Source organism: Yersinia sp. 2542 StPb PI (assembly GCF_048593855.1).
GTDB lineage: Bacteria > Pseudomonadota > Gammaproteobacteria > Enterobacterales > Enterobacteriaceae > Yersinia > Yersinia enterocolitica_E.
Window position 1 is genome coordinate 1 of sequence record NZ_JAZGQA010000051.1, and the last position, 25,224, is coordinate 25,224.

The following is a 25,224-nucleotide window of genomic DNA, read 5'->3' on the forward strand; positions in this document are numbered from 1 at the left end:
GGATTTTCAATTTTTCAAGCGGGGAGTTTATGATACCCGACATCCCTGAGAGCAATTAGCGGTCGGTGATTTAATCTGCTGGCTGGTATTATAACAAAGGCACCCAAGGGTGCCTTTTCACTGATATAGCCGCTGCCCTGCATTTTACAGCGCAACGGCTTTAGATATAATCGCCCATTACATCCGTTCGACCGTCTGAATACCTAAAGTATCCAGACCTTGTTTTAGTGTTTTTGCGGTTAGCATCGCCAGTTTCAGGCGGCTTTGGCGGATCTCTTCACTTTCTGCATTGAGGATCTGACAGTGTTCGTAAAAGCTGGAGAATAAGCCTGCTAAATCATATAGGTATGAACACATCACATGTGGTGTGCCTTCACGGGCCACCGTAGTGATGACCTCTTCAAACTGCAACAGACGGGTAGCCAGTGCCGCTTCACGGTCCTCGGTGATAACCAATGGCAATGTCAGGTTGCTTTCATCAATACCGGCACGTTTAAATACTGAAACCACACGAGTATAGGCATATTGCATATAAGGTGCCGTGTTACCGTCCAGTGCCAGCATGTTATCCCAGTCGAAGATATAGTCAGTGGTACGGCTCTTAGACAAGTCGGCATATTTCACTGCACCAATACCGACGGCGTCCACCACCTGCTTTAGTTCATCTGCGGGCATATCGGGATTTTTCTCGGCAATCAATTTGCCGGCACGCTCGATAGCTTCATCCAGTAAATCGGCAAGCTTCACTGTGCCGCCGGAACGCGTCTTAAACGGCTTACCGTCTTTACCCAGCATCATGCCAAACATATGGTGCTCAAGTGGTACTGACTCAGGAACATAACCGGCTTTACGAACGATAGTCCAGGCCTGCATCAGATGCTGGTGCTGGCGGGTATCGATGTAATACAGCACGCGGTCTGCACCCAAGGTTTCATAGCGATATTTGGCACAAGCGATATCTGTGGTGGTGTAGAGGTAACCGCCATCTTTTTTCTGAATGATGACGCCCATTGGCTCACCATCTTTATTTTTATACTCATCCAGATAGACCACGGTTGCGCCTTCGCTTTCGACCGCCAGCCCTTTGGCTTTCAGATCAGCAACAATACCCGGCAACATGGCGTTATACAGGCTTTCACCCATGACATCATCTTTGGTCAGTGTGACATTCAACCGATCATAGGCAATCTGGTTTTGCGCCATGGTGATATCGACTAACTTGCGCCACATCTGGCGGCAATACTCGTCACCGCCTTGCAGTTTTACTACATAAGCGCGGGCGCGTTGGGCAAATGCTACATCTTCGTCATAGGTTTTCTTGGCTTGCTGATAGAAAAGTTCCAGATCCGATAAGCCCATATCACTGGCATTTTCGTTCTGCATCTTTTCCAAATAGGCGATCAACATGCCGAACTGGGTTCCCCAGTCACCCACGTGGTTAGCGCGAATAACATTGTGTCCCAGAAACTCTAAAGTGCGCACCGCTGCATCGCCGATGATGGTTGAACGCAGGTGGCCGACATGCATCTGTTTGGCCACATTGGGGGCAGAGTAGTCAACGACAATAGTCTGTGGCTCAACGGGAGTAACTCCAAGCTTCGGCGCGGTCAATGCCTGCTCTACTTTGCTGGCAACCCATTGGCGGTCAAGAAATATATTGATAAAACCGGGGCCGGCAATCTCAACTTTGCTGGCAATACCTGAAAGATCAAGCAGCTCGATGACTTTTTCTGCCAGTTGCCTTGGTTGCATGCCAAGTTTTTTGGCAACGGCCATTACGCCATTAGCTTGATAATCGCCAAATTGAGCTTTAGCAGATTGGCGAACCTGAGCTTCGCTATCTGCTGGAGCACCTGCTGCAATCAGCGCCTGGCTGACTTTATCTGAGAGAAGAGCCTGAATATTCACCGGGTTACCTTAATTACGCACAAAAGACAGATTAATGACGCACAAGAAAATCTCTGTGCCAGTTAATTCAAACAAGGCCAAAGCCTTTCACCACAAAAATGATGGGCGGCAGAGCCGTCTGGCAGAGGGTTAGTCACAAGATGGCAGGATTTATACCATATTTGACCCTCGGCGTCAGCATCAGGCCAGTGGTTGTCGCTAATCTCATGGCTAAATAGATTAACCGGTTATTTTATTAGCAATGGCGAATGCGAAAGAACAAAACGGTTAGATTAAATATGGCTGATTAGCGGTAATAACGGTAGATTATGGCCGCGTTACTGCCCGCAATAACAATTCAAAAGGAGAGCCGGATGCGTAGCCTGAAAGATATTGCCGAATTACAGGACTTATTTACTGACTTACCATGCTTTGAGCAAAAACTGGCTGGCTTCGCCACGCGATTGAATTTGGATTTAATGCAATTTAGCGCTGATCATATTTCGTTACGTTGCCACCAAGTCGAAACCGCGCAACGTTGGCGCAGTGGGTTAGCGCAGTGCGGTGATTTGATGTCCGAGACACTGATTAATGGTCGGGTGATTTGCCTGTTCGACTTGGCTCAACCTCTGGTGGTTGGGCCATGGCTGATCGATTGCGTGGAATTACCCTATCCGGGGAAAACACATTACCCCCATCAGGGATGGGAGCATATCGAGCTAGTCTTGCCGGGGGACCCGCATACCTTGAGGTCACGCGCTCGTGCTTTATTACCAGCCACATTACCGGAGGGTATCAGCGAGAAATTCAGTTCTCCACAAGGGGAACATGAGCGCTTAGCCAACCCGACACTGGCGGTGAGTGATGGTGAGATAACCATTAAGTTCCATCCCTATACTTTGCGGCAAATTATAGCCAGCGAGCAAAATATTTAACGTTAATGGGTTATTTATTTTGATAGCGACTTTCACTTATGGTTATCACTGTGACTGACATCTACTCATAGATTTAAAATGAGTGCCATAGTAAACGCTTAAGTATGTTTTATTAGTTTCTGTTTTTACTTGAGAGCGATCTTCGCTATTTATTCAACAGTAAATTATTTAGTTCTTATTTATATGCCCGTAAGTAAGCGGGTATAGATACTGTCGCAGTGGCGTTCGTCAAACGGGAGAGAGAATGACTATATTGGAAATTTGTTGCTATAGCGTGGATTGCGCGCAGATAGCAGAAAAGGCAGGAGCCGACCGGATTGAATTGTGCTGCGGTCAGTCCGAAGGGGGCTTAACACCCAGCGTTGGTACATTAATGCAAGCCAATGAAACTGTTACTATTCCGGTGCATCCTATCGTAAGGCCTCGAGGCGGCGATTTTTGTTATAGCAATAATGATTTTGCAATCATCAAAAATGATATCGCGCGGATCCGTGATATGGGATTTGCGGGCGTAGTGGTTGGTGTACTGGATACCGACGGTCACATTGATATGCCACGGATGCGGGAGATAATGTCCATCAGTGGCCCATTGGCGGTCACTTTCCACCGGGCATTTGATATGTGCCAGAACCCAATGATTGCCTTACAGCAATTAACTGACCTGAATGTGGCGCGGATTTTAACCTCGGGCCAGCAGCCAAATGCTGAGCTGGGGTTGGCGTTATTAAAAGATTTGCTGGCTGCAACCCAGGATAAAGGGCCGGTTATCATGGCGGGCGCTGGGGTTCGTTTGACGAATATGCAAAAGTTTATTGATGCCGGTATCCGTGAGCTGCACAGCTCTGCCGGGCGGGCGGTCCCATCGACGATGAAATATCGCAAAGCGGGCGTCACTATGTGTGCAGACAGTGATGTTGATGAGTTTGCCCATTATTGTGTTGATGGTGATGTTGTTGAGGCAATGAAGAGTTTATTAGTGATGGGCCGCCCCCTCTCACAAAGTGCCTAGATCTTTCAACCGCGCTGCCAACCGTTGTACACTGCCCCGGCCAATTACGCCGGGGCAGTCTTATTATGGCTTACGCGCGATTAATACCGCTCGGAGGGGAGCAGGGTAGCCTTCCACCGTTTTACTCGGGTCATGTGGGTCAAGAAACTCGGCTAACGATTCGCTGGTCATCCAGTCAGTACGGCGTTGTTCATCGGTGGTGGTCACCGCCATATCAGCGATTCTGACATCGACAAACCCACACTTTTCCAACCAGGCTTTCAATGCCGGTGCCGATGGAATGAAATATACGTTGCGCATCTGAGCGTAACGGTCACCCGGGACTAACACCTGTTGGCTATCGCCTGCAACGACTAAGGTTTCAAGTACCAGTTCACCGTCGCTGACCAACTGATTTTTGAGCTGATAAAGGTGGTCCAAAGGTGAGCGACGATGATACAGCACCCCCATCGAGAATACGGTATCAAAGGCTGCCAGTTCCGGCAGCTGTTCGATACCCAGTGGCAACACATGCGCTCGCTGATCCCCCCCTAGCAGTTTACGAATAGCTTCAAATTGGCATAAAAACAGCTGCATTGGGTCGATACCGACGGCCAGATGGGCACCTTCGCCAATCATGCGCCACAAATGATAACCACTACCACAACCGACATCCAAAATGCTACGGCCAGCCAGTGGGCTGATATGGGGTAACACCCGTTGCCATTTCCAGTCAGAACGCCATTCAGTATCAATATCCAGCCCATATAGCGAGAATGGGCCTTTGCGCCACGGCATCAGCGCACGCAACATATTCTCCATCCCTTCCCGCTGACCGGCAGAAATCGGGGGGGACATTTCTGCCCGTACCCCGTCACGCAAATCCAATGTGGTCGGTGTCAGTAACGGCAAATGCTCTACCGCATTAAACCAGGTTTTAAACTTGCCGTGTAACGACTCACGCTGCCAGGCACTGAGCTGAGCGGGCAGGGTATCTAACCATGGGCTTAACGGTCCTTTGGCAATCAGCCGGTAAAAATCGCCAAATTCAATCATTGCGCCTCTCCTGCTTTCAGGGCGATCAGTGAACCAAAGTTAAAGCATTGAAACCAGACTTCTGCGTGTTCAAAACCCGCCTGATGCAAGCGTTGTTTATGGGTTTCAACCGAGTCGGTTAACATGACGTTCTCCAGCATGCTGCGTTTCTGACTGATTTCCAGTTCGCTATAGCCATTAGCGCGCTTAAAATCGAGGTGCATATTGAACAGTAATTCGCCAATATCGTTATCTTCAAAATTGAATTTTTCGGATAACACCAGAGCACCTCCCGGGCGTAACCCTTGGTACACTTGGTTAAGTAGCCGCTGGCGATCTGCCGGTTCAAGGAATTGTAGAGTGAAGTTAAGCACCACCATGGAGGCATTTTCCAGCCGAATATCCAGAATATCGGACTCCACAATCTCCACCGGCGTTTCCGCCCGGAAAGCATCAAGATGGCGGCGACAACGTTCGACCATTGCTGGCGAGTTATCCACGGCAATAATTTTGCAACCTTCAGCCTTAATATTACGGCGCATTGACAGGGTGGCCGCACCCAGCGAGCAGCCGAGATCATAAATCTGGCTGTGAGGCTGCACAAAACGTTCCGCCAACATGCCTATCATCGAAATAATATTGGAGTAACCAGGGACCGATCGCTGGATCATATCAGGGAACACTTCAGCAACTTTTTCGTCGAAGGTCCAGTCACCTAGCTTGGCAATAGGGGCAGCAAATAGGCTGTCACGCAGTGGCTCGATAGCCCCAGCCGGATGGCGTTGTGCGTCGTTTTGAGATTGAGTGTCGCGATTTGGCATGACTGTCATTGGCATTAACAAGAAATTTAAGGCGCATATTATAACAGAAAACCAAACGCATTAGCGTGATAATGCGTGAGAAGAGAGCTGATAGACACAGATGAGCGTGAAGGCGGTAGTCAGCCGCCCAGACTAATAGAACTCCGGCGATGGGGACCTCGCAACGGAACAAGCGATAAGCCTATCAGGTCAGACTGAAAATCTGATCCCAAGGCAAGTAGTAAATATTAGCTATAACCATTAATACCAAAGAAACATAGGTGGCGCTCATCCCGGAGCGACGCCAGCGAATTTCGCGATGGCGTAAACCATAATAATGCAGCAGACGGCCAACTATCAGCATTAATCCACAGATATGGATCATCCACGTTTCAGCACCGTTCATCTCCATCATAATGAGCAAAATGACAGCAATAGGGATATATTCTACGGCGTTCCCATGTACCCGGATGGCGGTTTGTAATTCATAAAAACCGCCGTCGCCATAAGCTACCCGGTACTGGTTTCTCAATTTAACCACATCAAATGAAAGCTTTATCAATAACAGTGCGCCCAACACGACATAAAGCGAGCTAACCATTTTCAACTCCATTGCCCAACCATAGACTGGCGGAATAATGATAACCGCCTGTTGGGTCACTGTCGCTAGAAAAATCGATGGATTGTCATTTCTTGATGTTCAGTTTAGTGTTTGGAAAGATGAGCTTAAAACAACGTCACTTGTTCAGGCCAGTCAGGTGCGGTTGCTAGCGTCGGTATGCGTGCTGCCAACTGTTGCCATAGCTTTTGCGCTTGCTGCGGCGAGTCGCTGTTATCTGGTGTGTGAATGAATAAATAAGGCTGATATTGCTGTTCCCACAGTGGCAGTCTTTGTAACCATGGCGAAAATAGAGCCAAATTATCATCTATTTGGTCGCCACCAATAAATCGCACCAAGGGGTGACTGCCAGTGACGACGGCATGAACAGGGAGGCGGGGTTTCTTGCTTTGTGCATCCCGTACGGCCGCAGTTGCTGGTTTGGCGGCATGAATAGCGCGGCTATCTAATATTACCCGATTGATTGACCGTTGGTGCAAACCTTGATTGAGCGCCAACTCAGTAGCACCTTTGGCAAAAAACTCAGGATGACGCACTTCGACCCCATAATTGAAGCCTGCGGGCAATTTATCGAGAAATTGCCACAAATGGTTCAACGCATTAGGCCCAAATGCTGCGGGCAACTGTAACCACAATTGGCCAATGCGTTCATGCAGTGGGGCCAAACAGTGATAAAAAGCCTGTAGATCTTGCTCACATTCGCGCAAAGCCGCCTGATGGCTAATCGTCGAGGGGAATTTAAAGCAAAAGCGGAAACTGTCCGGCGTCATATCACGCCAGCGCTGTACTATTTCCAGCCGTGGCAATGCATAAAACGTGGTATTCCCTTCAACACAATTAAAGTAGCGGCTATAGTCAGCTAAATCCTTGATACCCAGCCGGTTCCAGGTTGGGTGTTGCCATTGCGGCAGTCCGATATACATATTTTACCCTTCTTACTTGGCGCTACTGCGTTGTTAGCTGCGCTGACGTTATAGCGTTACGCGTTAAGGGCCGCAAGAATTTCGCTACTGCTGCGCACGCGGGATATCCGCGGGAAAATATGTGTAAATGCGAACTGCTGCATCTCGCTGCTCGCCGTACTGCAACCATCTTCGGCAATCACCAACTCATAACCGTGCTCCCAAGTGGCACGAGCCGTTGATTCCACACCGATATTGGTGGCAATCCCCGCCAATACGATGGTCTTTATACCGCGTCGGCGCAATTGTAAATCCAAATCTGTGCCATAAAATGCGCCCCACTGGTGTTTAGTAATTTTGATATCTTGATCAGCCACCGCGAGTTGTTCGGGGAACGTCCACCATGAGTCTGGCAACCCACCCTCGGGGGCAGGGCTTGGCTGATCTACGGGCTGTTTTAGTGCCTCGGCGAAGGAGTCAGACCAACCCACTCGCACCAAAACCACCGGAGCACCCAGCAGGCGAAACTGCTTTGCCAATTGTGCGTTGGTGGCGATGACCTGTTCAGCCGTATAGGGGCCTTTGGCAAAAGGTAAGATCCCTTGTTGTAGATCAATCAGTACCAGTGCGGTGGTTTTTGCATCAAGTTTCATTCTGTTACGCCTCAATATCATTATGCGAAAGTCTGGATGAGCGGTTCCACCTGCTGACCCGTTGTTGCTAGCATATGTTATCGGGCGGTCCTTGTGAGGGGATAAATTTGTTAAATGATGTGTTAAAACATCGCTGAAAGGGATTTTGTCATGCCTGAGCTGTGCGTTCGCTCTTATCTATACCATGAAATTCCTTTATAATGGCCCCCATTTTTCAAGACTCTTTAATCCAAAACACCTAAGAAAACAGTCGCACGGACAGTGCATAACGCGTGTGGCATCGGCTGAGTAAAAGGATATTGTATGCGTACTGAGTATTGCGGGCAGTTGAATCTGTCCCATGTGGGCCAAAGCGTTACACTTTGTGGTTGGGTTAACCGTCGTCGTGACCTCGGTGGTCTGATTTTTATTGATATGCGTGATCGCGAAGGCATCGTTCAGGTATTTTTCGATCCAGACCATAAAGCCGCTTTTGAACAGGCTTCAGAGTTGCGTAATGAGTTCTGTATCCAGATTACCGGCACCGTGCGTGCGCGCCCAGATAGCCAAATCAATAAAGATATGTTGACGGGTGAAGTGGAAATCTTTGCCAATGCGCTGAATATCATCAACCGTTCTGAGCCGTTGCCACTGGACTCTAATCAGACCAACAGTGAAGAACAGCGTCTGAAGTATCGCTATTTGGATTTGCGTCGCCCGGAAATGGCCGATCGCCTGAAAACCCGTGCAAAAATCACCAGCTTTGTCCGTCGCTTTATGGACAGCCATGGTTTCCTCGATATTGAAACCCCAATGCTGACCAAGGCAACGCCAGAAGGTGCGCGTGACTATCTGGTGCCAAGCCGGGTACACAAAGGCAAGTTCTATGCATTGCCACAATCACCACAACTGTTTAAACAGTTGCTGATGATGTCTGGTTTTGACCGCTATTATCAGATCGTAAAATGCTTCCGTGATGAAGATTTGCGTGCTGACCGCCAGCCTGAATTCACCCAAATCGATGTTGAAACCTCTTTCATGACCGCCGATCAAGTGCGCGAAGTGATGGAGAAACTGGTGCGTGAATTGTGGCAGGAAACCAACGGTGTCGAGCTGGGTGATTTCCCGGTGATGACTTTTGCTGAAGCTATGCGTCGTTTCGGTTCTGATAAACCAGACCTGCGTAACCCAATGGAATTGGTGGATGTTGCGGATCTGGTTAAAGACGTTGAGTTTAAAGTATTCTCTGGCCCGGCAAATGATGTCAAAGGTCGTGTCGCTGCACTGCGTGTTCCCGGTGGCGCACAGGTTACCCGTAAGCAAATTGATGAGTACGGCCAGTTTGTCAGCATCTATGGCGCGAAAGGCTTGGCATGGTTGAAAGTCAATGACCGTGCAGCCGGCGTTGAGGGTGTACAAAGCCCAATTGCGAAATTCCTCAGTGCAGAGGTACTGGAAGCCATTCTGGCTCGCACTCAGGCTGAAAGCGGCGATATCCTGTTCTTTGGTGCCGATAGCAACAAAATCGTCACTGACGCGATGGGTGCATTGCGTCTGAAAGTAGGTCGTGATCTGGAACTGACCAAATTGGGAACATGGGCGCCGCTGTGGGTTGTTGACTTCCCGATGTTTGAAGATGATAGCGAAGGCGGCCTAACGGCGATGCATCATCCGTTTACTGCACCAAAAGAGATGAGCCCAGAGCAATTGGCTGCAGCACCGACTACGGCTATCGCCAATGCGTACGATATGGTGATTAACGGTTATGAAGTGGGTGGCGGTTCCGTGCGTATTCATCGTACCGAAATGCAGCAACAGGTGTTTGGTATTCTGGGTATCAATGAACACGAGCAACGTGAGAAATTTGGCTTCCTGCTGGACGCATTGAAATATGGCACACCACCACACGCAGGTCTGGCTTTCGGTCTGGATCGTCTGGTGATGCTGCTGACCGGTACTGATAACATTCGTGATGTCATTGCTTTCCCGAAAACCACTGCGGCGGCTTGTCTGATGACCGATGCGCCAAGCTTTGCTAATCCAGCTTCTCTGCAAGAGCTGTCGATCAGCGTAGTGGCGAAGAAAGGGGCAACAGACGTAGCGGAAGAAGAGAATCAGTAATGAATTATAAGCGCCCCGAATCAATACTGGCGGTTATCTACGCCAGATCCAGTGGTCGGGTGTTGATGTTGCAACGGCGTGATGATCCTGATTTCTGGCAGTCGGTGACCGGCAGTCTGGAAGAGGGGGAAGCGCCGCGGCAAACCGCACAGCGCGAAGTAAAGGAAGAAGTCGGCATTGATATACTGGGTGAAAACCTTGATCTACTCGACTGCCAGCGTTGTGTGGAATTTGAACTCTTTGTGCATTTGCGCCGTCGCTATGCGCCGGGTGTTACGCGGAATAAAGAACATTGGTTCTGTCTGGCGTTACCCGAAGAGCGGGATGTGGTTATCACCGAACATCTTGCCTACCAGTGGTTAGATGCTGCAGATGCCGCAGCATTAACTAAATCCTGGAGTAATCAGCAAGCGATTGAAGAGTATGTTCTTTATTCAAGCTAGTATTTTTGGAGATACTTATTTATGGCAGGTCATAGTAAATGGGCCAACACAAAACACCGCAAAGCGGCACAGGATGCTAAGCGCGGTAAGATTTTCACTAAAATTATCCGTGAGCTGGTGACTGCGGCACGTCTGGGTGGTGGTGATCCCGGTGCAAACCCACGTTTACGTGCGGCCATCGATAAAGCGCTATCGAATAATATGACGCGTGACACCCTGAACCGCGCAATTGCCCGTGGTGTTGGTGGTGACGAAGATAACAATATGGAAACTATTATTTACGAAGGCTACGGACCTGGCGGCACTGCCGTGATGGTTGAATGTCTGAGTGATAACCGTAACCGTACCGTATCTGAAGTCCGCCATGCATTCACTAAGACCGGCGGTAATTTGGGAACCGATGGTTCTGTTTCCTATCTGTTTACCAAAAAAGGCGTCATTTCTTACGCACCAGGTTTGGCTGAAGATACCGTGATGGATGCGGCATTGGAAGCGGGTGCCGATGATATCGTGGTATATGATGACGGTGCTATTGACGTGTTCACGGCTTGGGAGTCACTGGGTGCGGTGAAAGATGCTTTGGATGCAGCGGGTCTGGTGGCAGAAGGTGCTGAAGTTGCGTTGATTCCATCAACCAAAGCGGATTTGGATGCGGAAACCGCACCAAAACTGTTGCGTTTGATCGATATGCTGGAAGATTCTGATGATGTGCAAGAGGTTTACCATAACGGTGAAATCTCTGATGAAGTGGCGGCAACATTGTAAAACAGCGTCATCTCATCCGGTTGTTCAATGAGTTATGTCATTCTCTCTGGCCGCATTCTGTGGCCAGTGTTTTTAGAGGCACCCCCCGGTATTGCACAGGTACGGTGCCTTTGCTCATTAATGTTACTCAACATAGTATTAATGAGAAGCAATGCAGCGAATAAGGTAAAAAACTGGTATGGCGATCGTATTAGGCATCGATCCCGGTTCTCGTGTCACCGGTTATGGCGTTATTCGCCAACAAGGCCGTCAGCTCACTTATCTGGGCAGCGGCTGTATCCGCACTGTTGTTGACGATATGCCTACTCGTCTGAAGCTAATTTATGCTGGTGTGACTGAAATTATCACTCAGTTCCAACCTGATTTTTTTGCTATTGAACAAGTGTTTATGGCGAAAAACCCGGATTCGGCGTTAAAGCTGGGGCAAGCACGTGGCGCTGCAATTGTTGCTGCGGTAAACCTGAATTTACCGGTTTCTGAATATGCAGCCCGCCAGGTAAAGCAAACTGTGGTGGGAACCGGGGCGGCAGAAAAAAGTCAGGTTCAACATATGGTGCGTTCACTGTTAAAACTGCCAGCGAATCCCCAGGCCGATGCGGCCGATGCATTAGCTATTGCGATAACCCATTGCCATCTTAGTCAAAATACCTTGCGATTGGGCAATGATCAAATGACATTGGCGCGTGGCAGAATTCGCTAACCCATTACCAGACGCGAACAGGTTAACAGTTATTGTTGGCTGGATATCCATCCAGCCTTTTTTATGCTATAAACAGCCATTATGTTTATACCCGACCGCGGGTAAACGAGGAGAGAGTCAACGTGATAGGGCGCCTCAGAGGTATCATTCTGGAAAAACAGCCACCGTTGGTGCTGTTGGAAACAAACGGTGTTGGCTATGAAGTCCAATTACCAATGACCTGCTTTTATGAGCTGCCGGACTTGGGGCAGGAAGCCATTATCTTTACCCAATTTATCGTGCGTGAAGATGCTCAGCTTTTGTATGGCTTTAATGATAAGCAGGAGCGGGCGCTGTTTCGCGAACTGATTAAAGTTAACGGTGTCGGCCCTAAACTGGCGCTGGCCATTCTCTCCGGCATGTCTGCGCAGCAATTTGTGGCCGCGGTTGAACGGGAAGACATTACCACGTTGGTTAAATTACCCGGTGTCGGCAAGAAGACGGCCGAACGGCTGGTGGTGGAAATGAAAGACCGCTTTAAAGGTCTGAATGGCGATCTGTTCAATAATACCGGCGATATTCAGTTGCCCGCCAGTTCATCGCAAACATCGGATGCCGATATTGAGGCGGAAGCTGCTTCGGCACTGGTTGCTTTGGGCTATAAACCACAGGAAGCCAGCCGTTTGGTGAGCAAAATAGCTAAACCGGGTGCTGACTGTGAAACCCTGATCCGCGACGCTCTGCGTTCCGCATTATAGAGTGAGTCATACAGGATGATTGAAGCAGACCGCCTGATATCGGCAGGTATTATCAGTGATGAAGAGAGCATTGATCGGGCTATCCGACCAAAGCTATTGGCTGAATATGTCGGGCAGCCCCACGTCCGCGAGCAAATGGAAATCTTCATTCAGGCGGCAAAACAGCGTGGCGACGCGCTTGATCATGTCCTGATTTTCGGCCCGCCAGGGCTGGGTAAAACCACATTGGCAAATATTGTTGCTAATGAGATGGGGGTGAACCTGCGAACTACCTCCGGCCCGGTCTTGGAAAAGGCCGGTGACTTAGCGGCGATGCTGACCAATCTTGAGCCACACGATGTCCTGTTTATTGATGAAATCCATCGATTATCGCCGGTTGTAGAGGAGATCCTCTATCCGGCAATGGAAGATTATCAATTGGATATCATGATTGGTGAAGGCCCCGCGGCCCGTTCAATCAAACTTGATCTGCCGCCATTTACCCTGATTGGTGCCACCACTCGCGCCGGTTCATTGACCTCTCCACTGCGTGACAGGTTTGGTATTGTGCAACGCCTGGAGTTTTATCAGGTGGCAGATTTAGAACATATTGTCGCGCGCAGTGCCAAGTGTATGGGGTTGGAACTGACGCCAGAAGGGGCTCATCAACTGGCGCGTCGTTCAAGAGGGACGCCACGTATCACTAACCGTCTGCTGCGCCGGGTGCGAGATTTTGCTGAAGTCAGAGCCGATGGCGCGATTAACGGCGATGTGGCGATGAAAGCGCTAGATATGCTTAATGTCGATGCCGAAGGGTTTGACTTTATGGACCGTAAGCTGTTGCTCGCCGTGATTGACAAGTTTATGGGCGGTCCGGTCGGGCTGGATAACTTAGCCGCCGCGATTGGCGAAGAGCGGGAAACGATTGAAGACGTGCTGGAACCTTATTTGATCCAACAAGGTTTTATTCAACGCACACCACGTGGGCGAATTGCCACCAATCATGCCTACAAACATTTTGGGATTACCCGCGAAGAGTAAATTTTTTGATGCAGGGCTGAGCCAATGCCAGCCCTGATGGAGTGATAGTCAGGCGGTTGCTTGTTCGCCGACAGGTATGTTAATCATTCGATTAAGCCATGGAATGAGTAGCGCCATAACCAGTGCAATGGCCAGGGTGGTGATACCAATTTTGCCAAAAACATCGGTATAGATAGGCAGTGTTTCGAGTGGGTCTGTTATCCCTTCTGGTGTCGCGGTAAAGGTGGCAACATAACCGCCAATCAGGAACGATGCGGCTTGCGTCAGGAACCACATCCCCAGAATAAAGCCCATCAGATATTGCGGTACCAGTGCCGCCACCATCGCTAAACCTAAAGCACTGATCATCAATTCCCCCAGGCTCTGGAATAAGTAAACCAGAACGATAAACCAAGGTGATGTCAGACCTTGTGCATCAGCAAACCACATCCCCGCAGCGGCCGCTGTCAGAAAACCCAGTGAACATAAAAACATACCTAAAGTAAATTTGGCCGGCATCGATAAGTCACGGTTTTTACTGCCCAGGCGGGTATAAATTGAGGCTAAAATCGGGCTGGCCACCACTACCCAGAATGGATTTAATGCCTGGAAACTCACCGGATTGATAGTGAAACCAAGAATTTCATGATGAACATTATTGATGGCGAAGAAGTTGAGTGACGTTGGCATCTGTGCATACAGCACGTAGAAGACGATAGCTTCAATCATCAGAATAAAAGCGACATACATTTTATTGCGGCCTAATTTATCCTGCTTAAATGCTTCTTTGAAAAAGATAAATACCACAATCAACGATAAGACGATCAGCACCAGATTGGCAATCACCACATGGTTCATTAACCAAGCACAGAGACATATCATCACCGCACTACCAGCCAGTACCAGTAGCAAGTTTCGCCAATTTAACGGTTTAGCATCAGGCTCGGAACCGATATGACTCACCATATGGCGGCAGCAGAAATAGACCAACAAAGCAAAAATCAAACCAATACCGCACAAATAATAGGTCACGGTATAACCGAAGCGTTCGGCAATAACCGGAGCCAATGACAGTGAAATTAGGGAGCCGATATTGATCGACATGTAAAACAAGGTGAAGGCCCCATCAAGGCGTGGATCTTTGGGGGGATAGCATTTTGATAATAGGCTAGCCGGATTAGCTTTAAACAAACCATTACCGACAGCAATGGTCCCCAAAGCAAAGAAGATTAGATTTGGGTTATACAGTGATAAACCGGTAGCAAAGTATCCGAGAGCCAGCACGATAGCGCCTAATACCATGGTGCGTTTAGTGCCTAATAAATGGTCGCCGACATATCCACCAATCGAAATCAGGCCATAAACCAAAGCGGCAAAAGCCCCAAAAGTGACAAACGCTTGTTCCTGTGAAAACCCTAACTGCTTCACGAAGAAAACAGCAAGAATACCTTGAACACCGTAATAACCGAACCTCTCCCATAGTTCGACAAAGAAAATCATGAAGAATGGTTTGGGTTGCTGAAGTAAACCAGTGGGTGTGGATCTATCCATGAGAGCCGCCTCTGCGGAATAATCATTCTGCGTAAATTGGGAGCATACAAGCCCATGCAGAAATGAAAGATGTATCTGCATAACCATTATATTGCTCATTGATTTGAGTGATAGGCAGGGTATTACACTGCAATTTTATTGTATTTGTGGTTGATCACACTAATTAAAATATAAAATACAGAATTGATGATTGTTGGAATGTTTAGCAATAGACGCTAATCGTGAACGAGGTTATTGCTATTAGTGGCGGGAGTTAATGGTTTGACAACATTAATGGTAAGGGTGGATAGGGGGGTTATTACTCTAAACCCCCCTTTAATCGAGCAATTATCCACGCGCCTTTTGTGACAGGCTAAGTACAAACATGACCGCCGCACAAAGTACTACTGAAGGCCCGGCGGGGGTGTCATAGAAAGCAGAGAATGTCAGACCACCGGTCACGGCAACAATACCAATACCGATGGCAATTCCAGCCATCTGTTCGGGGGTTCGGGCAAAACGACGAGCTGCCGCGGCAGGAATGATTAGCAGTGAGGTGATAATCAGCGCGCCAACAAACTTCATCGACAGCCCGATAGTCAGTGCGGTGACCAGCATTAGCAACATCCGTACCCGTTCCAGGTTGGCCCCATCAACATGAGCCAGCTCCGGGCTAACCGTCATTGACAGCAGTGCCCGCCATTGCCAGCACAGCACTGCTAACACCACAATAACACCTACGGCAATCAACCAGATATCACTCAGTGTTACGGAAAGCAGATCACCAAACAGATAGGCCATTAAATCGACCCGGACATTATGCATCAGACTCACGACCACCAGGCCCAGTGATAATGCGCTGTGAGCCATGATCCCCAGTAGCGTATCGACTGCTAACTGTGGGCGACGTTCTAACCACACCAGAATCACGGCTAATACCATGGTCATTACAATCACGGCATAAAACGGATTCACATTTAGCAGTAAACCAAAAGCCACACCCAGTAAGGAGGCATGGGCCAGAGTATCACCAAAATAGGACATTCGACGCCAAACGACGAACGACCCCAGCGGGCCGGCCGCTGTTGCCAATAATACTCCTGCTAACCAGCCAGGTAGCAATAATTCAATCATGCCTCACGACTCCCGCTGTTCTTCAAAATAATCTTTCCGTGCAAATCGTGTCGATGATTATGGTGGTGGCGATAAACCGCTAGCTGCTCAGCGCCACGATTGCCAAACATGGCAATAAATTCAGGATGAGTGGAAACCACCTCTGGTGCGCCAGAACAGCAGATATGTTGGTTAAGGCATAATACTTCATCAGTTTTGGCCATCACTAAATGCAAGTCATGGGAAACCATCATAACAGCACAGCCTAACTCTTTACGCAGTTGCTCGATTAAGTCGTATAGCGCTAATTGCCCATTAACATCAACACCTTGCGTTGGTTCATCCAGTACCAGTAACTGCGGTTTGTTCAGTAATGCACGGGCTAACAGCACGCGTTGGTTCTCACCACCAGACAGCCTTTGCATGGGTTGGTCTAATAAATGTGCTGCATGCACACGCTTGAGTGCCGGCAGGATATCCGCCTTTTTGACACCCGGTTTCAAACGCATAAAACGGCTTACAGTGAGCGGTAATGTGGCATCCAAATGGAGTTTTTGCGGAACATAACCGATGCGTAAGCCCGGCTGACGGACAAGCGTGCCGCTGGTGGGAGGAATCAGCCCCAGTACCACGCGAACCAGCGTCGATTTACCGGCACCATTTGGCCCAAGCAGGGTGAGAATTCTTCCCGGTCGCAGTGAAAGGGAGATATCGTTCAGTACCCGCCGACTACCAAAAGTGACGGATATATTATGTAGAGTTACCAATGTGGACATTATGATTACGTTTGCAGAACCGAGTGAATGTTATAATATTACGCTTTACCCAACAAAACGTCGAGAATTCGTATTATGTTACATAAAAAAAAATGGCTAAAGCGGGCAATGCTAGCCAGCGCAATTTTAATTGCCAACCCATTTAATATTGCCTCAGCGGCGGTCGTTACATCAGTACGGCCATTAGGTTTTATTGCCTCTGCCATTGCCGATGGGGTGTTACCAACGGAAGTATTATTGCCCGATGGTGCATCGCCACACGATTATGCGCTTCGTCCGTCGGATGTCCAGCGGTTACGCAGTGCCGAGCTGGTTATTTGGGTCGGACCAGAAATGGAAGCATTTTTAACAAAACCATTGACACAAGTTGCTGATAATAAAAAGATTGCACTGGCTGAGTTACCTTCAGTTACACCTTTATTGATCAAAGGTGACGAACATGATGAACATGAAGGTGAAACCGCAGGGCATGACCATGATCATGCTGAAGATAATCACAGTGACGAGCACCATCATGGCGAGAACAACATGCATATTTGGTTGTCGCCAACGATTGCGAAACAATCTGCAATCGCTATTCACGACAGATTATTGGAACTTATGCCACAAAATAAGGACAAATTAGATGCAAACCTGCGCCGATTCGAGGATCAACTAGCGCAAAACGAAAAAAATATTGCTACTATGTTGAAGCCTGCCCAAGGTAAGGGATATTTCGTCTTTCATGATGCCTATGGCTACTTTGAAAAACACTTTGGCTTGAGCCCGTTAGGGTATTTTACAGTCAATCCCGAAATACAGCCTGGTGCGCAGCGTTTACATCAAATTCGAACACAGTTGGTTGAGCATAAAGCGGTATGCGTTTTTGCTGAGCCACAATTCAGGCCGGCCGTCATTAATGCCGTTGCTAAAGGAACAAATGTGCGTTCAGGCACCTTGGATCCCTTGGGCAGCGGCATCGTATTAGGCAAGGACAGCTATGTGAACTTTTTGTCTCAGTTGTCGAACCAATACGTGAGCTGCCTGAAGTAAGATTAAAAGGATACTCATAAGTGCAGCAGATAGTCCGAACTATCACCTTGGCGTATAACAATCTCCCTCGACCCCACCGTATTATGCTGGGGTCGTTGACTGTAATGACTCTGGCCGTAGCTGTTTGGCGGCCTTTTGTTTATCACCCCGAGCATGAACCTGTCGCTAAGAGCGTGGTATTAGATACCAGCCAAACCCGCATTTTATTACCTGAAGCCAGCGAACCCATCGATCAGCCCACGCCTGATGATGAAATTCCGCAAGATGAGCTAGATGCCAAAGATGTCAGTGAAACCGGTGTTCATGAGTATGTGGTTTCAACTGGGGATACCCTAAGCAGTATTCTTACCCAGTACGGCATTGATATCTCTGATGTGTCGCTGTTGGCGACGCAAAACCGTGATCTGCGTAATTTGAAGATAGGGCAGCAAATCTCTTGGACCGTCAATGATACCGGTGATTTACAGCGCCTGACTTGGGAAGTTTCTCGTCGTGAAACGCGGACTTATGACCGTGTTGGCAATAATTTCAAAGAGACCAAAGAGCTACAAAAAGGTGAGTGGAGCAACAAGGTTCTGACGGGGCGCCTTGATGGCAGCTTTGTCACCAGCGCCAGGAAGGCGGGCTTGACGGCTTCCGAGATTCGTGCGGTCACTAAAGCATTACAGTGGCAGCTTGACTTCGCTAAACTGCGTAAAGGTGATCAATTCTCGGTTTTGATGTCACGTGAAATTCTTGATGGTCGCAGTGAGCAAAGCCAACTGGTCGGGGTGCGTATGCGTTCCGGTGGTAAGGATTACTACGCTATCCGTGCCGATGACGGTAAATTTTATGACCGGCTCGGTTCTGGCCTGGCCCGTGGTTTCATGCGTTTCCCTACCATGAAGCAATTCCGGGTGTCGTCAAACTTTAACCCACGCCGCCTAAACCCGGTAACCGGGCGTATTGCCCCGCATAAAGGTGTGGATTTCTCTATGCCTGTCGGGACGCCAGTACTCGCCGTCGGTGATGGGGAAGTCGTGATCGCAAAACGCAGTGGGGCGGCGGGTAATTATGTTGCTATCCGCCATGGTCGCCAATACACCACCCGTTATATGCATCTGAAAAAGTTGTTGGTCAAGCCAGGTCAAAAAGTAAAACGTGGTGATCGTATCGCATTGTCAGGTAATACTGGCCGCTCTACTGGTCCTCATTTGCACTATGAATTCTGGATGAATCAGCAAGCCGTTAATCCATTAACCGCTAAATTACCGCGCTCAGAAGGCTTGAGTGGTAAAGACCGCAGTGACTATCTGGCTATCGCCAAGCAGGTCATTCCGCAGTTACAACTGGATTAACCACTATCCAGTAACCACTATCTACCGGAGTGTTATACCCAGACCGTGGAGTTGCAGGGGGCAGCAAACCTACCAATCCCAATGAACTTAGGTTAAGTGATTCGGGTGAGTGGGAGTAGCTAGCAACCCTGCGGCTTCAAGGATGAAAGGTATACTATTATTAGCCCACAGAATTCCAAGAGTTCCCCCATGCATAAAGATAAAAATGACGCCGCTGGCTTTATTCCGGTATTTAAGAAATCTTTCCTCCACCCACGGTTTTGGGGGGTATGGTTGGGGGCCGGTTCTATGGCTGCGATGGCTTATGTGCCACCGAAATTCCGCGATCCTTTGTTAGCAGGGATTGGCCGTCTGGCGGGCAAGTTTGCCAAGAGCGCCCGTCGTCGCGCGCGGATTAATCTTCTTTATTGTATGCCAGAGCTGCCAGAAGCTGAGCGCGAACATATCATTGACCAGATGTTTGCCACTGCGGCGCAACCGTTGATGATGATGGCAGAACTGTGCTTTCGTGAACCGAAGAAAGTACTCTCTCGGGTTCATTGGCACGGTTTGGAGATTCTTGACGAGTTGCAGCAGCAGCAGCGTAATGTCATTTTGTTGGTGCCACATGCCTGGTCGATCGATATACCGGCAATGCTGCTCGCAGAACAGGGCAAACCGGTTGCCGGTATGTTCCATCATCAGCGCAATCCGCTAGTTGATTATTTATGGAATAGTGCCCGTTTGCGGTTTGGTGGGCGAATTCATGCGCGTGAAAGTGGCATCAAGCCATTTATCAGTTCAGTGCGCCAGGGGTTCTGGGGCTACTATTTGCCGGATGAAGATTATGGCCCTGAGCAAAGTGAATTTGTTGATTTCTTTGCCACCTATAAAGCGACCTTGCCAGCAGTAGGGCGTTTGATGAAAGTATGTCGTGCGGCAATAGTACCGATGTTCCCAGTCTATAATTATCGCGAACACCGCCTTGATATCTATATTCGTCCACCGATGGATGATTTGGCTGATGCTGATGACGCCTATATTGCCCGCCGTATGAATGAAGAAGTTGAGTTGTTGGTCAAACCCAACCCGGAGCAATATACCTGGATTCTTAAGTTGTTGAAAACCCGTAAAGAGGGTGAGATAGAGCCTTATGTTCGTAAGGATATTTAACCGTCGCTATCGTGATTAAACATAAAAAAAGCCCGCACATTTTAGTCGCGGGCTTTTGCATTTATTGGCTACAATAAACTACTCAACACGTAGGATGCGGCTGGTATTGGTCGTACCAATAGTCCCCATCACATCGCCCTGCGTTACAATAACCAGATCACCTGAGACCAGGAAACCTTTATCTTTCAGTCGGCTGACAGCTTCACTGGCCGCCAGAACACCATCAGTATGGGTATCACAATAAACTGGTGTGACACCACGGTAGATTGCCGTCAGATTTAAAGTATGGTCATGACGCGACATCGCAAAGATAGGCAAACCGGAGCTGATACGGGACATCATCAGTGCCGTACGGCCAGATTCGGTCATGGCGATAATGGCAGTGATACCTTTCAGGTGGTTTGCTGCATACATGGTCGACATCGCGATAGCTTCTTCGACATTGTCGAATTGCACATCAAGGCGGTGTTTAGACACATTGATACTTGGGATCTTCTCTGCACCCAGACAAACTCGTGCCATAGCAGCAACCGTTTCTGCTGGATACTGACCGGCAGCGGTTTCTGCTGACAACATAACAGCGTCAGTACCATCTAGCACGGCGTTAGCAACGTCCATCACTTCCGCACGGGTTGGCATCGGGTTGGTTATCATTGACTCCATCATTTGAGTCGCGGTGATAACCGCACGGTTAAGCTGACGAGCACGGCGGATCAGTTTCTTCTGAATTCCCACCAGCTCTGGGTCACCAATTTCCACCCCCAAATCACCACGGGCAACCATCACCACATCAGAGGCCAGGATGATATCATCCATAGCTTCATCGGTTGCGACCGCCTCAGCACGCTCAACTTTCGCCACGATTTGTGCATTACAGCCAGCATCACGCGCCAAACGGCGGGCATAATGCAAATCTTCGCCAGTCCGTGGGAACGAAACAGCCAGGAAGTCCACCCCGATTTTAGCGGCGGTAATAATATCGGCTTTGTCTTTTTCTGTCAGCGCTTCTGCCGACAGACCGCCACCGAGCTTATTAATGCCCTTATTATTGGAGAGAGGGCCACCGACAGTAACTTCGGTGAACACTTTCATGCCCTGGACTTCAATGACTTTTAATTGTACCCGGCCATCATCCAGCAGCAAAATATCACCAGGAACCACATCAGCGGGTAGGCCTTTGTAATCGATACCGACTTTGTCTTTATCACCTTCGCCTTTTGCCATATTGGCATCGAGCAAGAATTTATCATGTACGTTAAGGAATACTTTGCCTTCCTTAAAAGTAGATACCCGGATTTTAGGACCTTGCAAATCGCCAAGAATAGCAACATGGCGCCCTAATCTTGCAGCGATCTCACGGACTTTATTGGCCCGCAACACATGATCTTCGGCGCTACCATGGGAAAAATTCAGGCGGACTACGTTAGCACCAGCAGCAATAATCTTTTCCAGATTATTGTCGCGGTCGGTAGCCGGCCCCAGTGTAGTAACAATCTTGGTCCTTCTGAGCCGTCTGGACATCTCTTACTCCGTTGACTGATGAAGCATGGTGTTGTTAAAACAGCGGATAATGAATCCGATAGTAAAATGTAATTAAGATCAAATTTTACGACGACATGCGATACGATAACCCTGTTTTACCACACAGCGCCATGCATGTTATCCGCTTGCGGATGTAAAACGATTGATGCAAAAATGGCCCCATCCGGGCACCACCAATACATCAATGACAACATTACAAAAGCGAGCTATTTACCCCTTATCGGTTTTGGTAACGTTTACCGCCGCCATACAAGGACTATTTTCCAATAATACGTCAAATTATTACTCGAGAAGATGCGCTAACACAACACAAAGCGAGTTCTGCCCTTGGCGTTATTCACCGCTGTTGACGCGCGGTGAACCTTTATCAAAGCGCGATTCTTTCAAGGCGTCTTTCACACGTTTCAGGTTATCCCTGAATTTTGCTCCACGCCGTAGGGTAAACCCGGTTGCCAGCACATCAATTAATGTCAATTGAGCAATACGGGAGACCATCGGCATGTACATATCAGTATCTTCCGGCACATCCAGCAGCAGTGATAGTGTTGCTTCATTTGCCAGCGGTGTATCGCGCGAGGTGATAGCAATCACTGTGGCATCGTTTTCACGGGCTAAGTGGGCCAACTCGACCAGGTTTTTCGTCCGGCCAGTGTGAGAGATCAATACCACCACATCACCCTCACTGGAATTCATACAACTCATACGTTGCATAACGATGTCATCGAAATAAATTACCGGAATATTGAAACGGAAAAATTTATTCATCGCATCGTGGGCAACCGCGGCAGAGGCGCCAAGGCCAAAGAACGAAATTTTCTTCGCCTGAGTCAGTAAATCTACTGCCCGATTAATGGCCGCAATATCTAAATTGTTTTTCGCCATATCCAAGCTGGCCATGGTCGATTCGAAAATTTTTGTCGTGTAAGCGGCTACACTATCATCTTCTTCAACATTGCGGTTCACATAAGGTGTGCCATTTGCCAGACTTTGCGCCAAATGCAGTTTAAAATCAGGGAAACCTTTGGTGTCCAGTCGGCGGCAAAAACGGTTAACCGTCGGTTCGCTAACGTTCGCCATTTTGGCCAGTGTCGCGATACTTGAATGGATGGCAGTTTGTGGGGAGGCGAGGATCACCTCAGCGACTTTCCTTTCTGATTTGCTCAGGAGGTCCAGACTATTTTGGATATTTTCCAGCGTATTCATATATCGAGAGTCACCCATGGGTTTTACCGATTTCATTTAAAGGAGAAATCTATGCCGGTTTAATGAAAATATACTACGAGCTGGGACCCGTTGGCAGTGGCATAGGGTGGGAAGTAAGGTTTTTTCACCAGAATATGACCTGTGTCTAATTTTCATAATGGTAAATAGTTGTCAAAAACGTCATAAAATTACATTTTAAAGTTGCACGGCCTTATTTGGCGCGGCCTGGCACTCTGATGGATGTTTTTTAACCTTTTTTGCTCTGCTTTTATCTGGGTTTACTGGCTATAGTCAAAGAGAGTACATTAGTAATGTAAGAAAATTACAAATATCCTGCAACGAGGAGAATAACATGGCGGTAACTAATACAGCCCAGGCAGCCCAGGCGTGTGATCTGGTGATTTTCGGCGCTAAGGGAGACTTGGCTCGCCGGAAACTGCTGCCTTCCCTTTACCAATTAGAGAAAGCGGGTCACATCCACCCAGATACTCGCATCATCGGCGTAGGCCGTGCCGAGTGGGACAAAGACGCGTACACAGCCGTGGTAAAGGAAGCCCTCGATACCTTTATGAAAGAGAAGATGGATGATGAATTGTGGCAAAAGCTCAGTTCTCGTCTCGACTTCTGTAATTTGGATGTCAATGACAGCAAACACTTTGCCAAATTGGGCAAGATGCTGGATCAAAAAAATCGTACCACCATTAACTACTTTGCCATGCCACCCAATACGTTTGGTGCAATTTGTAAAGGATTGGGCGAAGCAAGGCTGAATAAAGAGCCTGCTCGTGTGGTAATGGAAAAACCGTTAGGGAAGGATCTGGCCTCTTCTCGGGTGATTAACGATCAAGTGGCAGAATATTTCAACGAGTGTCAGGTTTACCGTATCGACCACTATTTAGGTAAAGAGACGGTACTGAACCTGTTGGCTCTGCGTTTTGCTAACTCACTGTTTGCTTCTAACTGGGATAATCGCACTATTGACCATGTGCAGATCACGGTTGCCGAAGAGGTCGGGATTGAAGGGCGCTGGGGCTATTTTGATCAGGCCGGCCAGATGCGTGACATGATCCAGAACCATCTGCTGCAAATCCTGACCATGATTGCCATGTCACCGCCAGCAGATCTCAGTACTGACCGTATTCGTGATGAAAAAGTGAAAGTACTGCGATCATTGCGCCGTATCGACCACACCAATGTGCGGGAAACCACAGTGCGTGGTCAGTATACCGCCGGTTTTGTCCAGGGTAATAAAGTACCCGGCTATCTGGAAGAGGAAGGGGCGAATAAGAACAGCAACACTGAAACGTTTGTTTCTATCCGTGTCGATATTGATGACTGGCGTTGGGCTGGGGTGCCGTTCTATCTGAGAACCGGCAAACGCCTGCCAACAAAATGTTCTGAAGTGGTGGTTTACTTTAAAAACCCGGCACTGAATCTGTTCCGCGAGTCTTATCAGCAATTGCCTCAAAACAAGCTGACGATCCGCTTGCAACCGGATGAAGGTATCGAGATTGAAGTGCTGAATAAAGTGCCAGGTCTGGAGCATAAACACCGCCTGCAAACCACCAAGCTGGACCTCAGCTTCTCCAAAACCTTTAACGAGCAGCATATTGCTGATGCCTACGAACGTCTGTTGCTGGAGACCATGCGTGGTATTCAGGCACTGTTTGTGCGCCGCGATGAGGTTGAGGAAGCGTGGAAATGGGTCGATTCCATTATGGATGCATGGGCGGCTGACAATGACGCACCTAAGCCATATCAATCTGGAACCTGGGGGCCGGTGGCATCCGTTGCCATGATTACCCGCGACGGTCGTTCATGGAACGAGTTCGAATAAATATCCGTCATACTTCAAGCTGCATGTGTGTTGGCCGCCTTTGTTACTCGGCCCGTCCATGGGCCTCGCCTGTGCGAGGCCGCTGCAAACAGCGTTCAAATCTGCTCCCGGCAGATTAGTTACCCCAGTCACTTACTTG

The 25,224-nt window shown here is 48.6% G+C and carries 23 protein-coding genes; 12 read left to right on the plus strand and 11 right to left on the minus strand.

From position 1 onward, the window contains the following. Window positions 1-177: 177 nt before the first annotated feature. Entirely contained in the window at window positions 178-1,908 is a 1,731-nt protein-coding gene (gene argS, locus V1952_RS08805; RefSeq protein WP_420074624.1) for an arginine--tRNA ligase, read from the minus strand. Between the two features lie 353 nt (window positions 1,909-2,261). Here argS and V1952_RS08810 point away from each other — a divergent pair, with 353 nt between their 5' ends. Further along, entirely contained in the window at window positions 2,262-2,822 is a 561-nt protein-coding gene (locus V1952_RS08810) for a VOC family protein (protein ID WP_372558914.1), read from the plus strand. A 244-nt stretch (window positions 2,823-3,066) separates the two neighbouring features. Continuing rightward, window positions 3,067-3,831, plus strand: a complete 765-nt coding sequence (cutC, locus tag V1952_RS08815; RefSeq protein ID WP_083159007.1) for a copper homeostasis protein CutC — start codon at window positions 3,067-3,069, stop codon at window positions 3,829-3,831. Window positions 3,832-3,894: 63 nt separating this feature from the next. Here the strand turns inward: cutC and cmoB are convergent, their stop codons facing one another. The 5 genes from cmoB to V1952_RS08840 form a co-directional block, all read right to left on the minus strand. Then, window positions 3,895-4,866, minus strand: a complete 972-nt coding sequence (gene cmoB, locus V1952_RS08820) for a tRNA 5-methoxyuridine(34)/uridine 5-oxyacetic acid(34) synthase CmoB (protein WP_372558915.1) — start codon at window positions 4,864-4,866, stop codon at window positions 3,895-3,897. Further along, window positions 4,863-5,666 (minus strand): carboxy-S-adenosyl-L-methionine synthase CmoA, encoded by an 804-nt coding sequence (cmoA, locus tag V1952_RS08825; RefSeq protein ID WP_420074625.1) that lies wholly within the window; start codon window positions 5,664-5,666, stop codon window positions 4,863-4,865. Before cmoA ends, cmoB begins: the two co-directional genes overlap by 4 nt. Before the next feature lie 184 nt (window positions 5,667-5,850). After that, the gene (locus V1952_RS08830) at window positions 5,851-6,246 is read right to left on the minus strand and encodes an MAPEG family protein (protein WP_083163679.1); all 396 of its coding nucleotides are present in this window, start codon (window positions 6,244-6,246) and stop codon (window positions 5,851-5,853) included. 125 nt (window positions 6,247-6,371) lie between these two features. Further along, a complete protein-coding gene (locus tag V1952_RS08835) occupies window positions 6,372-7,187 on the minus strand; it encodes a DUF72 domain-containing protein (protein ID WP_420074626.1) in 816 nt (271 codons plus the stop codon). A 56-nt stretch (window positions 7,188-7,243) separates the two neighbouring features. After that, window positions 7,244-7,819 carry a hydrolase gene (locus V1952_RS08840; protein ID WP_420074627.1) on the minus strand — a complete coding sequence of 192 codons (576 nt, stop codon included), beginning with the start codon at window positions 7,817-7,819 and terminating at the stop codon, window positions 7,244-7,246. Window positions 7,820-8,122: 303 nt separating this feature from the next. Here V1952_RS08840 and aspS point away from each other — a divergent pair, with 303 nt between their 5' ends. The 6 genes from aspS to ruvB all read left to right on the plus strand — a co-directional run bounded on the left by aspS (window position 8,123) and on the right by ruvB (window position 13,584). Further along, window positions 8,123-9,919: an aspartate--tRNA ligase gene (gene aspS, locus V1952_RS08845; protein ID WP_372558918.1), complete on the plus strand. Its 1,797-nt coding sequence runs from the start codon at window positions 8,123-8,125 to the stop codon at window positions 9,917-9,919. Beyond that, window positions 9,919-10,362, plus strand: coding sequence for a dihydroneopterin triphosphate diphosphatase (gene nudB / locus V1952_RS08850; protein ID WP_372558919.1), 444 nt, complete (start codon window positions 9,919-9,921; stop codon window positions 10,360-10,362). The genes aspS and nudB overlap by 1 nt, the downstream gene beginning before the upstream one ends. Window positions 10,363-10,383: 21 nt before the next feature. Beyond that, window positions 10,384-11,127, plus strand: a complete 744-nt coding sequence (locus V1952_RS08855) for a YebC/PmpR family DNA-binding transcriptional regulator (protein WP_083159003.1) — start codon at window positions 10,384-10,386, stop codon at window positions 11,125-11,127. Window positions 11,128-11,305: 178 nt separating this feature from the next. After that, window positions 11,306-11,827 (plus strand): crossover junction endodeoxyribonuclease RuvC, encoded by a 522-nt coding sequence (gene ruvC / locus V1952_RS08860; RefSeq protein ID WP_005185237.1) that lies wholly within the window; start codon window positions 11,306-11,308, stop codon window positions 11,825-11,827. Between the two features lie 122 nt (window positions 11,828-11,949). Further along, a complete protein-coding gene (ruvA, locus tag V1952_RS08865; RefSeq protein ID WP_083159002.1) occupies window positions 11,950-12,564 on the plus strand; it encodes a Holliday junction branch migration protein RuvA in 615 nt (204 codons plus the stop codon). 15 nt (window positions 12,565-12,579) lie between these two features. Beyond that, window positions 12,580-13,584, plus strand: a complete 1,005-nt coding sequence (gene ruvB / locus V1952_RS08870) for a Holliday junction branch migration DNA helicase RuvB (protein WP_083159001.1) — start codon at window positions 12,580-12,582, stop codon at window positions 13,582-13,584. A 48-nt stretch (window positions 13,585-13,632) separates the two neighbouring features. On the opposite strand, the gene dtpB is transcribed toward ruvB, so the two are convergent. The 3 genes from dtpB to znuC form a co-directional block, all read right to left on the minus strand. After that, window positions 13,633-15,114, minus strand: coding sequence for a dipeptide/tripeptide permease DtpB (gene dtpB, locus V1952_RS08875; RefSeq protein WP_372558920.1), 1,482 nt, complete (start codon window positions 15,112-15,114; stop codon window positions 13,633-13,635). 327 nt (window positions 15,115-15,441) lie between these two features. Then, the gene (gene znuB / locus V1952_RS08880) at window positions 15,442-16,227 is read right to left on the minus strand and encodes a zinc ABC transporter permease subunit ZnuB (protein WP_420074628.1); all 786 of its coding nucleotides are present in this window, start codon (window positions 16,225-16,227) and stop codon (window positions 15,442-15,444) included. Further along, window positions 16,224-16,982 (minus strand): zinc ABC transporter ATP-binding protein ZnuC, encoded by a 759-nt coding sequence (znuC, locus tag V1952_RS08885; RefSeq protein ID WP_083158998.1) that lies wholly within the window; start codon window positions 16,980-16,982, stop codon window positions 16,224-16,226. The genes znuB and znuC overlap by 4 nt, the downstream gene beginning before the upstream one ends. A 75-nt stretch (window positions 16,983-17,057) precedes the next feature. On the opposite strand from znuC, the gene znuA reads away from it, so the two are divergent. The 3 genes from znuA (at window position 17,058) to lpxM (ending at window position 20,503) form a co-directional block, all read left to right on the plus strand. Beyond that, entirely contained in the window at window positions 17,058-18,014 is a 957-nt protein-coding gene (gene znuA / locus V1952_RS08890) for a zinc ABC transporter substrate-binding protein ZnuA (RefSeq protein WP_083158997.1), read from the plus strand. A gap of 20 nt (window positions 18,015-18,034) precedes the next feature. Further along, on the plus strand, window positions 18,035-19,351 hold the full coding sequence (mepM, locus tag V1952_RS08895; protein WP_372558921.1) for a murein DD-endopeptidase MepM: 1,317 nt from the start codon (window positions 18,035-18,037) through the stop codon (window positions 19,349-19,351). A 189-nt stretch (window positions 19,352-19,540) separates the two neighbouring features. After that, a complete protein-coding gene (gene lpxM / locus V1952_RS08900; protein ID WP_372558922.1) occupies window positions 19,541-20,503 on the plus strand; it encodes a lauroyl-Kdo(2)-lipid IV(A) myristoyltransferase in 963 nt (320 codons plus the stop codon). Window positions 20,504-20,581: 78 nt separating this feature from the next. Here the strand turns inward: lpxM and pyk are convergent, their stop codons facing one another. After that, complete coding sequence (pyk, locus tag V1952_RS08905; RefSeq protein WP_372558923.1) at window positions 20,582-22,024, minus strand: pyruvate kinase; 1,443 nt, start codon at window positions 22,022-22,024, stop codon at window positions 20,582-20,584. 354 nt (window positions 22,025-22,378) lie between these two features. Continuing rightward, window positions 22,379-23,266 carry a MurR/RpiR family transcriptional regulator gene (locus tag V1952_RS08910; RefSeq protein ID WP_372558924.1) on the minus strand — a complete coding sequence of 296 codons (888 nt, stop codon included), beginning with the start codon at window positions 23,264-23,266 and terminating at the stop codon, window positions 22,379-22,381. 334 nt (window positions 23,267-23,600) lie between these two features. Between V1952_RS08910 and zwf the strand changes: the two genes are divergently transcribed. Further along, a complete protein-coding gene (zwf, locus tag V1952_RS08915) occupies window positions 23,601-25,085 on the plus strand; it encodes a glucose-6-phosphate dehydrogenase (RefSeq protein WP_372558925.1) in 1,485 nt (494 codons plus the stop codon). Window positions 25,086-25,224 lie beyond the last annotated feature (139 nt).

Coding starts and splice junctions, on each gene's coding strand:
- V1952_RS08810 (WP_372558914.1), top strand. CDS start 2,262: ATGCGTAGCCTGAAAGATATTGCCGAATTACAGGACTTATTTACTGAC.
- cutC (WP_083159007.1), top strand. CDS start 3,067: ATGACTATATTGGAAATTTGTTGCTATAGCGTGGATTGCGCGCAGATA.
- cmoB (WP_372558915.1), bottom strand. CDS start 4,866: ATGATTGAATTTGGCGATTTTTACCGGCTGATTGCCAAAGGACCGTTA.
- cmoA (WP_420074625.1), bottom strand. CDS start 5,666: ATGCCAAATCGCGACACTCAATCTCAAAACGACGCACAACGCCATCCG.
- V1952_RS08830 (WP_083163679.1), bottom strand. CDS start 6,246: ATGGTTAGCTCGCTTTATGTCGTGTTGGGCGCACTGTTATTGATAAAG.
- V1952_RS08835 (WP_420074626.1), bottom strand. CDS start 7,187: ATGTATATCGGACTGCCGCAATGGCAACACCCAACCTGGAACCGGCTG.
- V1952_RS08840 (WP_420074627.1), bottom strand. CDS start 7,819: ATGAAACTTGATGCAAAAACCACCGCACTGGTACTGATTGATCTACAA.
- aspS (WP_372558918.1), top strand. CDS start 8,123: ATGCGTACTGAGTATTGCGGGCAGTTGAATCTGTCCCATGTGGGCCAA.
- nudB (WP_372558919.1), top strand. CDS start 9,919: ATGAATTATAAGCGCCCCGAATCAATACTGGCGGTTATCTACGCCAGA.
- V1952_RS08855 (WP_083159003.1), top strand. CDS start 10,384: ATGGCAGGTCATAGTAAATGGGCCAACACAAAACACCGCAAAGCGGCA.
- ruvC (WP_005185237.1), top strand. CDS start 11,306: ATGGCGATCGTATTAGGCATCGATCCCGGTTCTCGTGTCACCGGTTAT.
- ruvB (WP_083159001.1), top strand. CDS start 12,580: ATGATTGAAGCAGACCGCCTGATATCGGCAGGTATTATCAGTGATGAA.
- dtpB (WP_372558920.1), bottom strand. CDS start 15,114: ATGGATAGATCCACACCCACTGGTTTACTTCAGCAACCCAAACCATTC.
- znuB (WP_420074628.1), bottom strand. CDS start 16,227: ATGATTGAATTATTGCTACCTGGCTGGTTAGCAGGAGTATTATTGGCA.
- znuC (WP_083158998.1), bottom strand. CDS start 16,982: ATGTCCACATTGGTAACTCTACATAATATATCCGTCACTTTTGGTAGT.
- znuA (WP_083158997.1), top strand. CDS start 17,058: ATGTTACATAAAAAAAAATGGCTAAAGCGGGCAATGCTAGCCAGCGCA.
- lpxM (WP_372558922.1), top strand. CDS start 19,541: ATGCATAAAGATAAAAATGACGCCGCTGGCTTTATTCCGGTATTTAAG.
- pyk (WP_372558923.1), bottom strand. CDS start 22,024: ATGTCCAGACGGCTCAGAAGGACCAAGATTGTTACTACACTGGGGCCG.
- V1952_RS08910 (WP_372558924.1), bottom strand. CDS start 23,266: ATGGGTGACTCTCGATATATGAATACGCTGGAAAATATCCAAAATAGT.
- zwf (WP_372558925.1), top strand. CDS start 23,601: ATGGCGGTAACTAATACAGCCCAGGCAGCCCAGGCGTGTGATCTGGTG.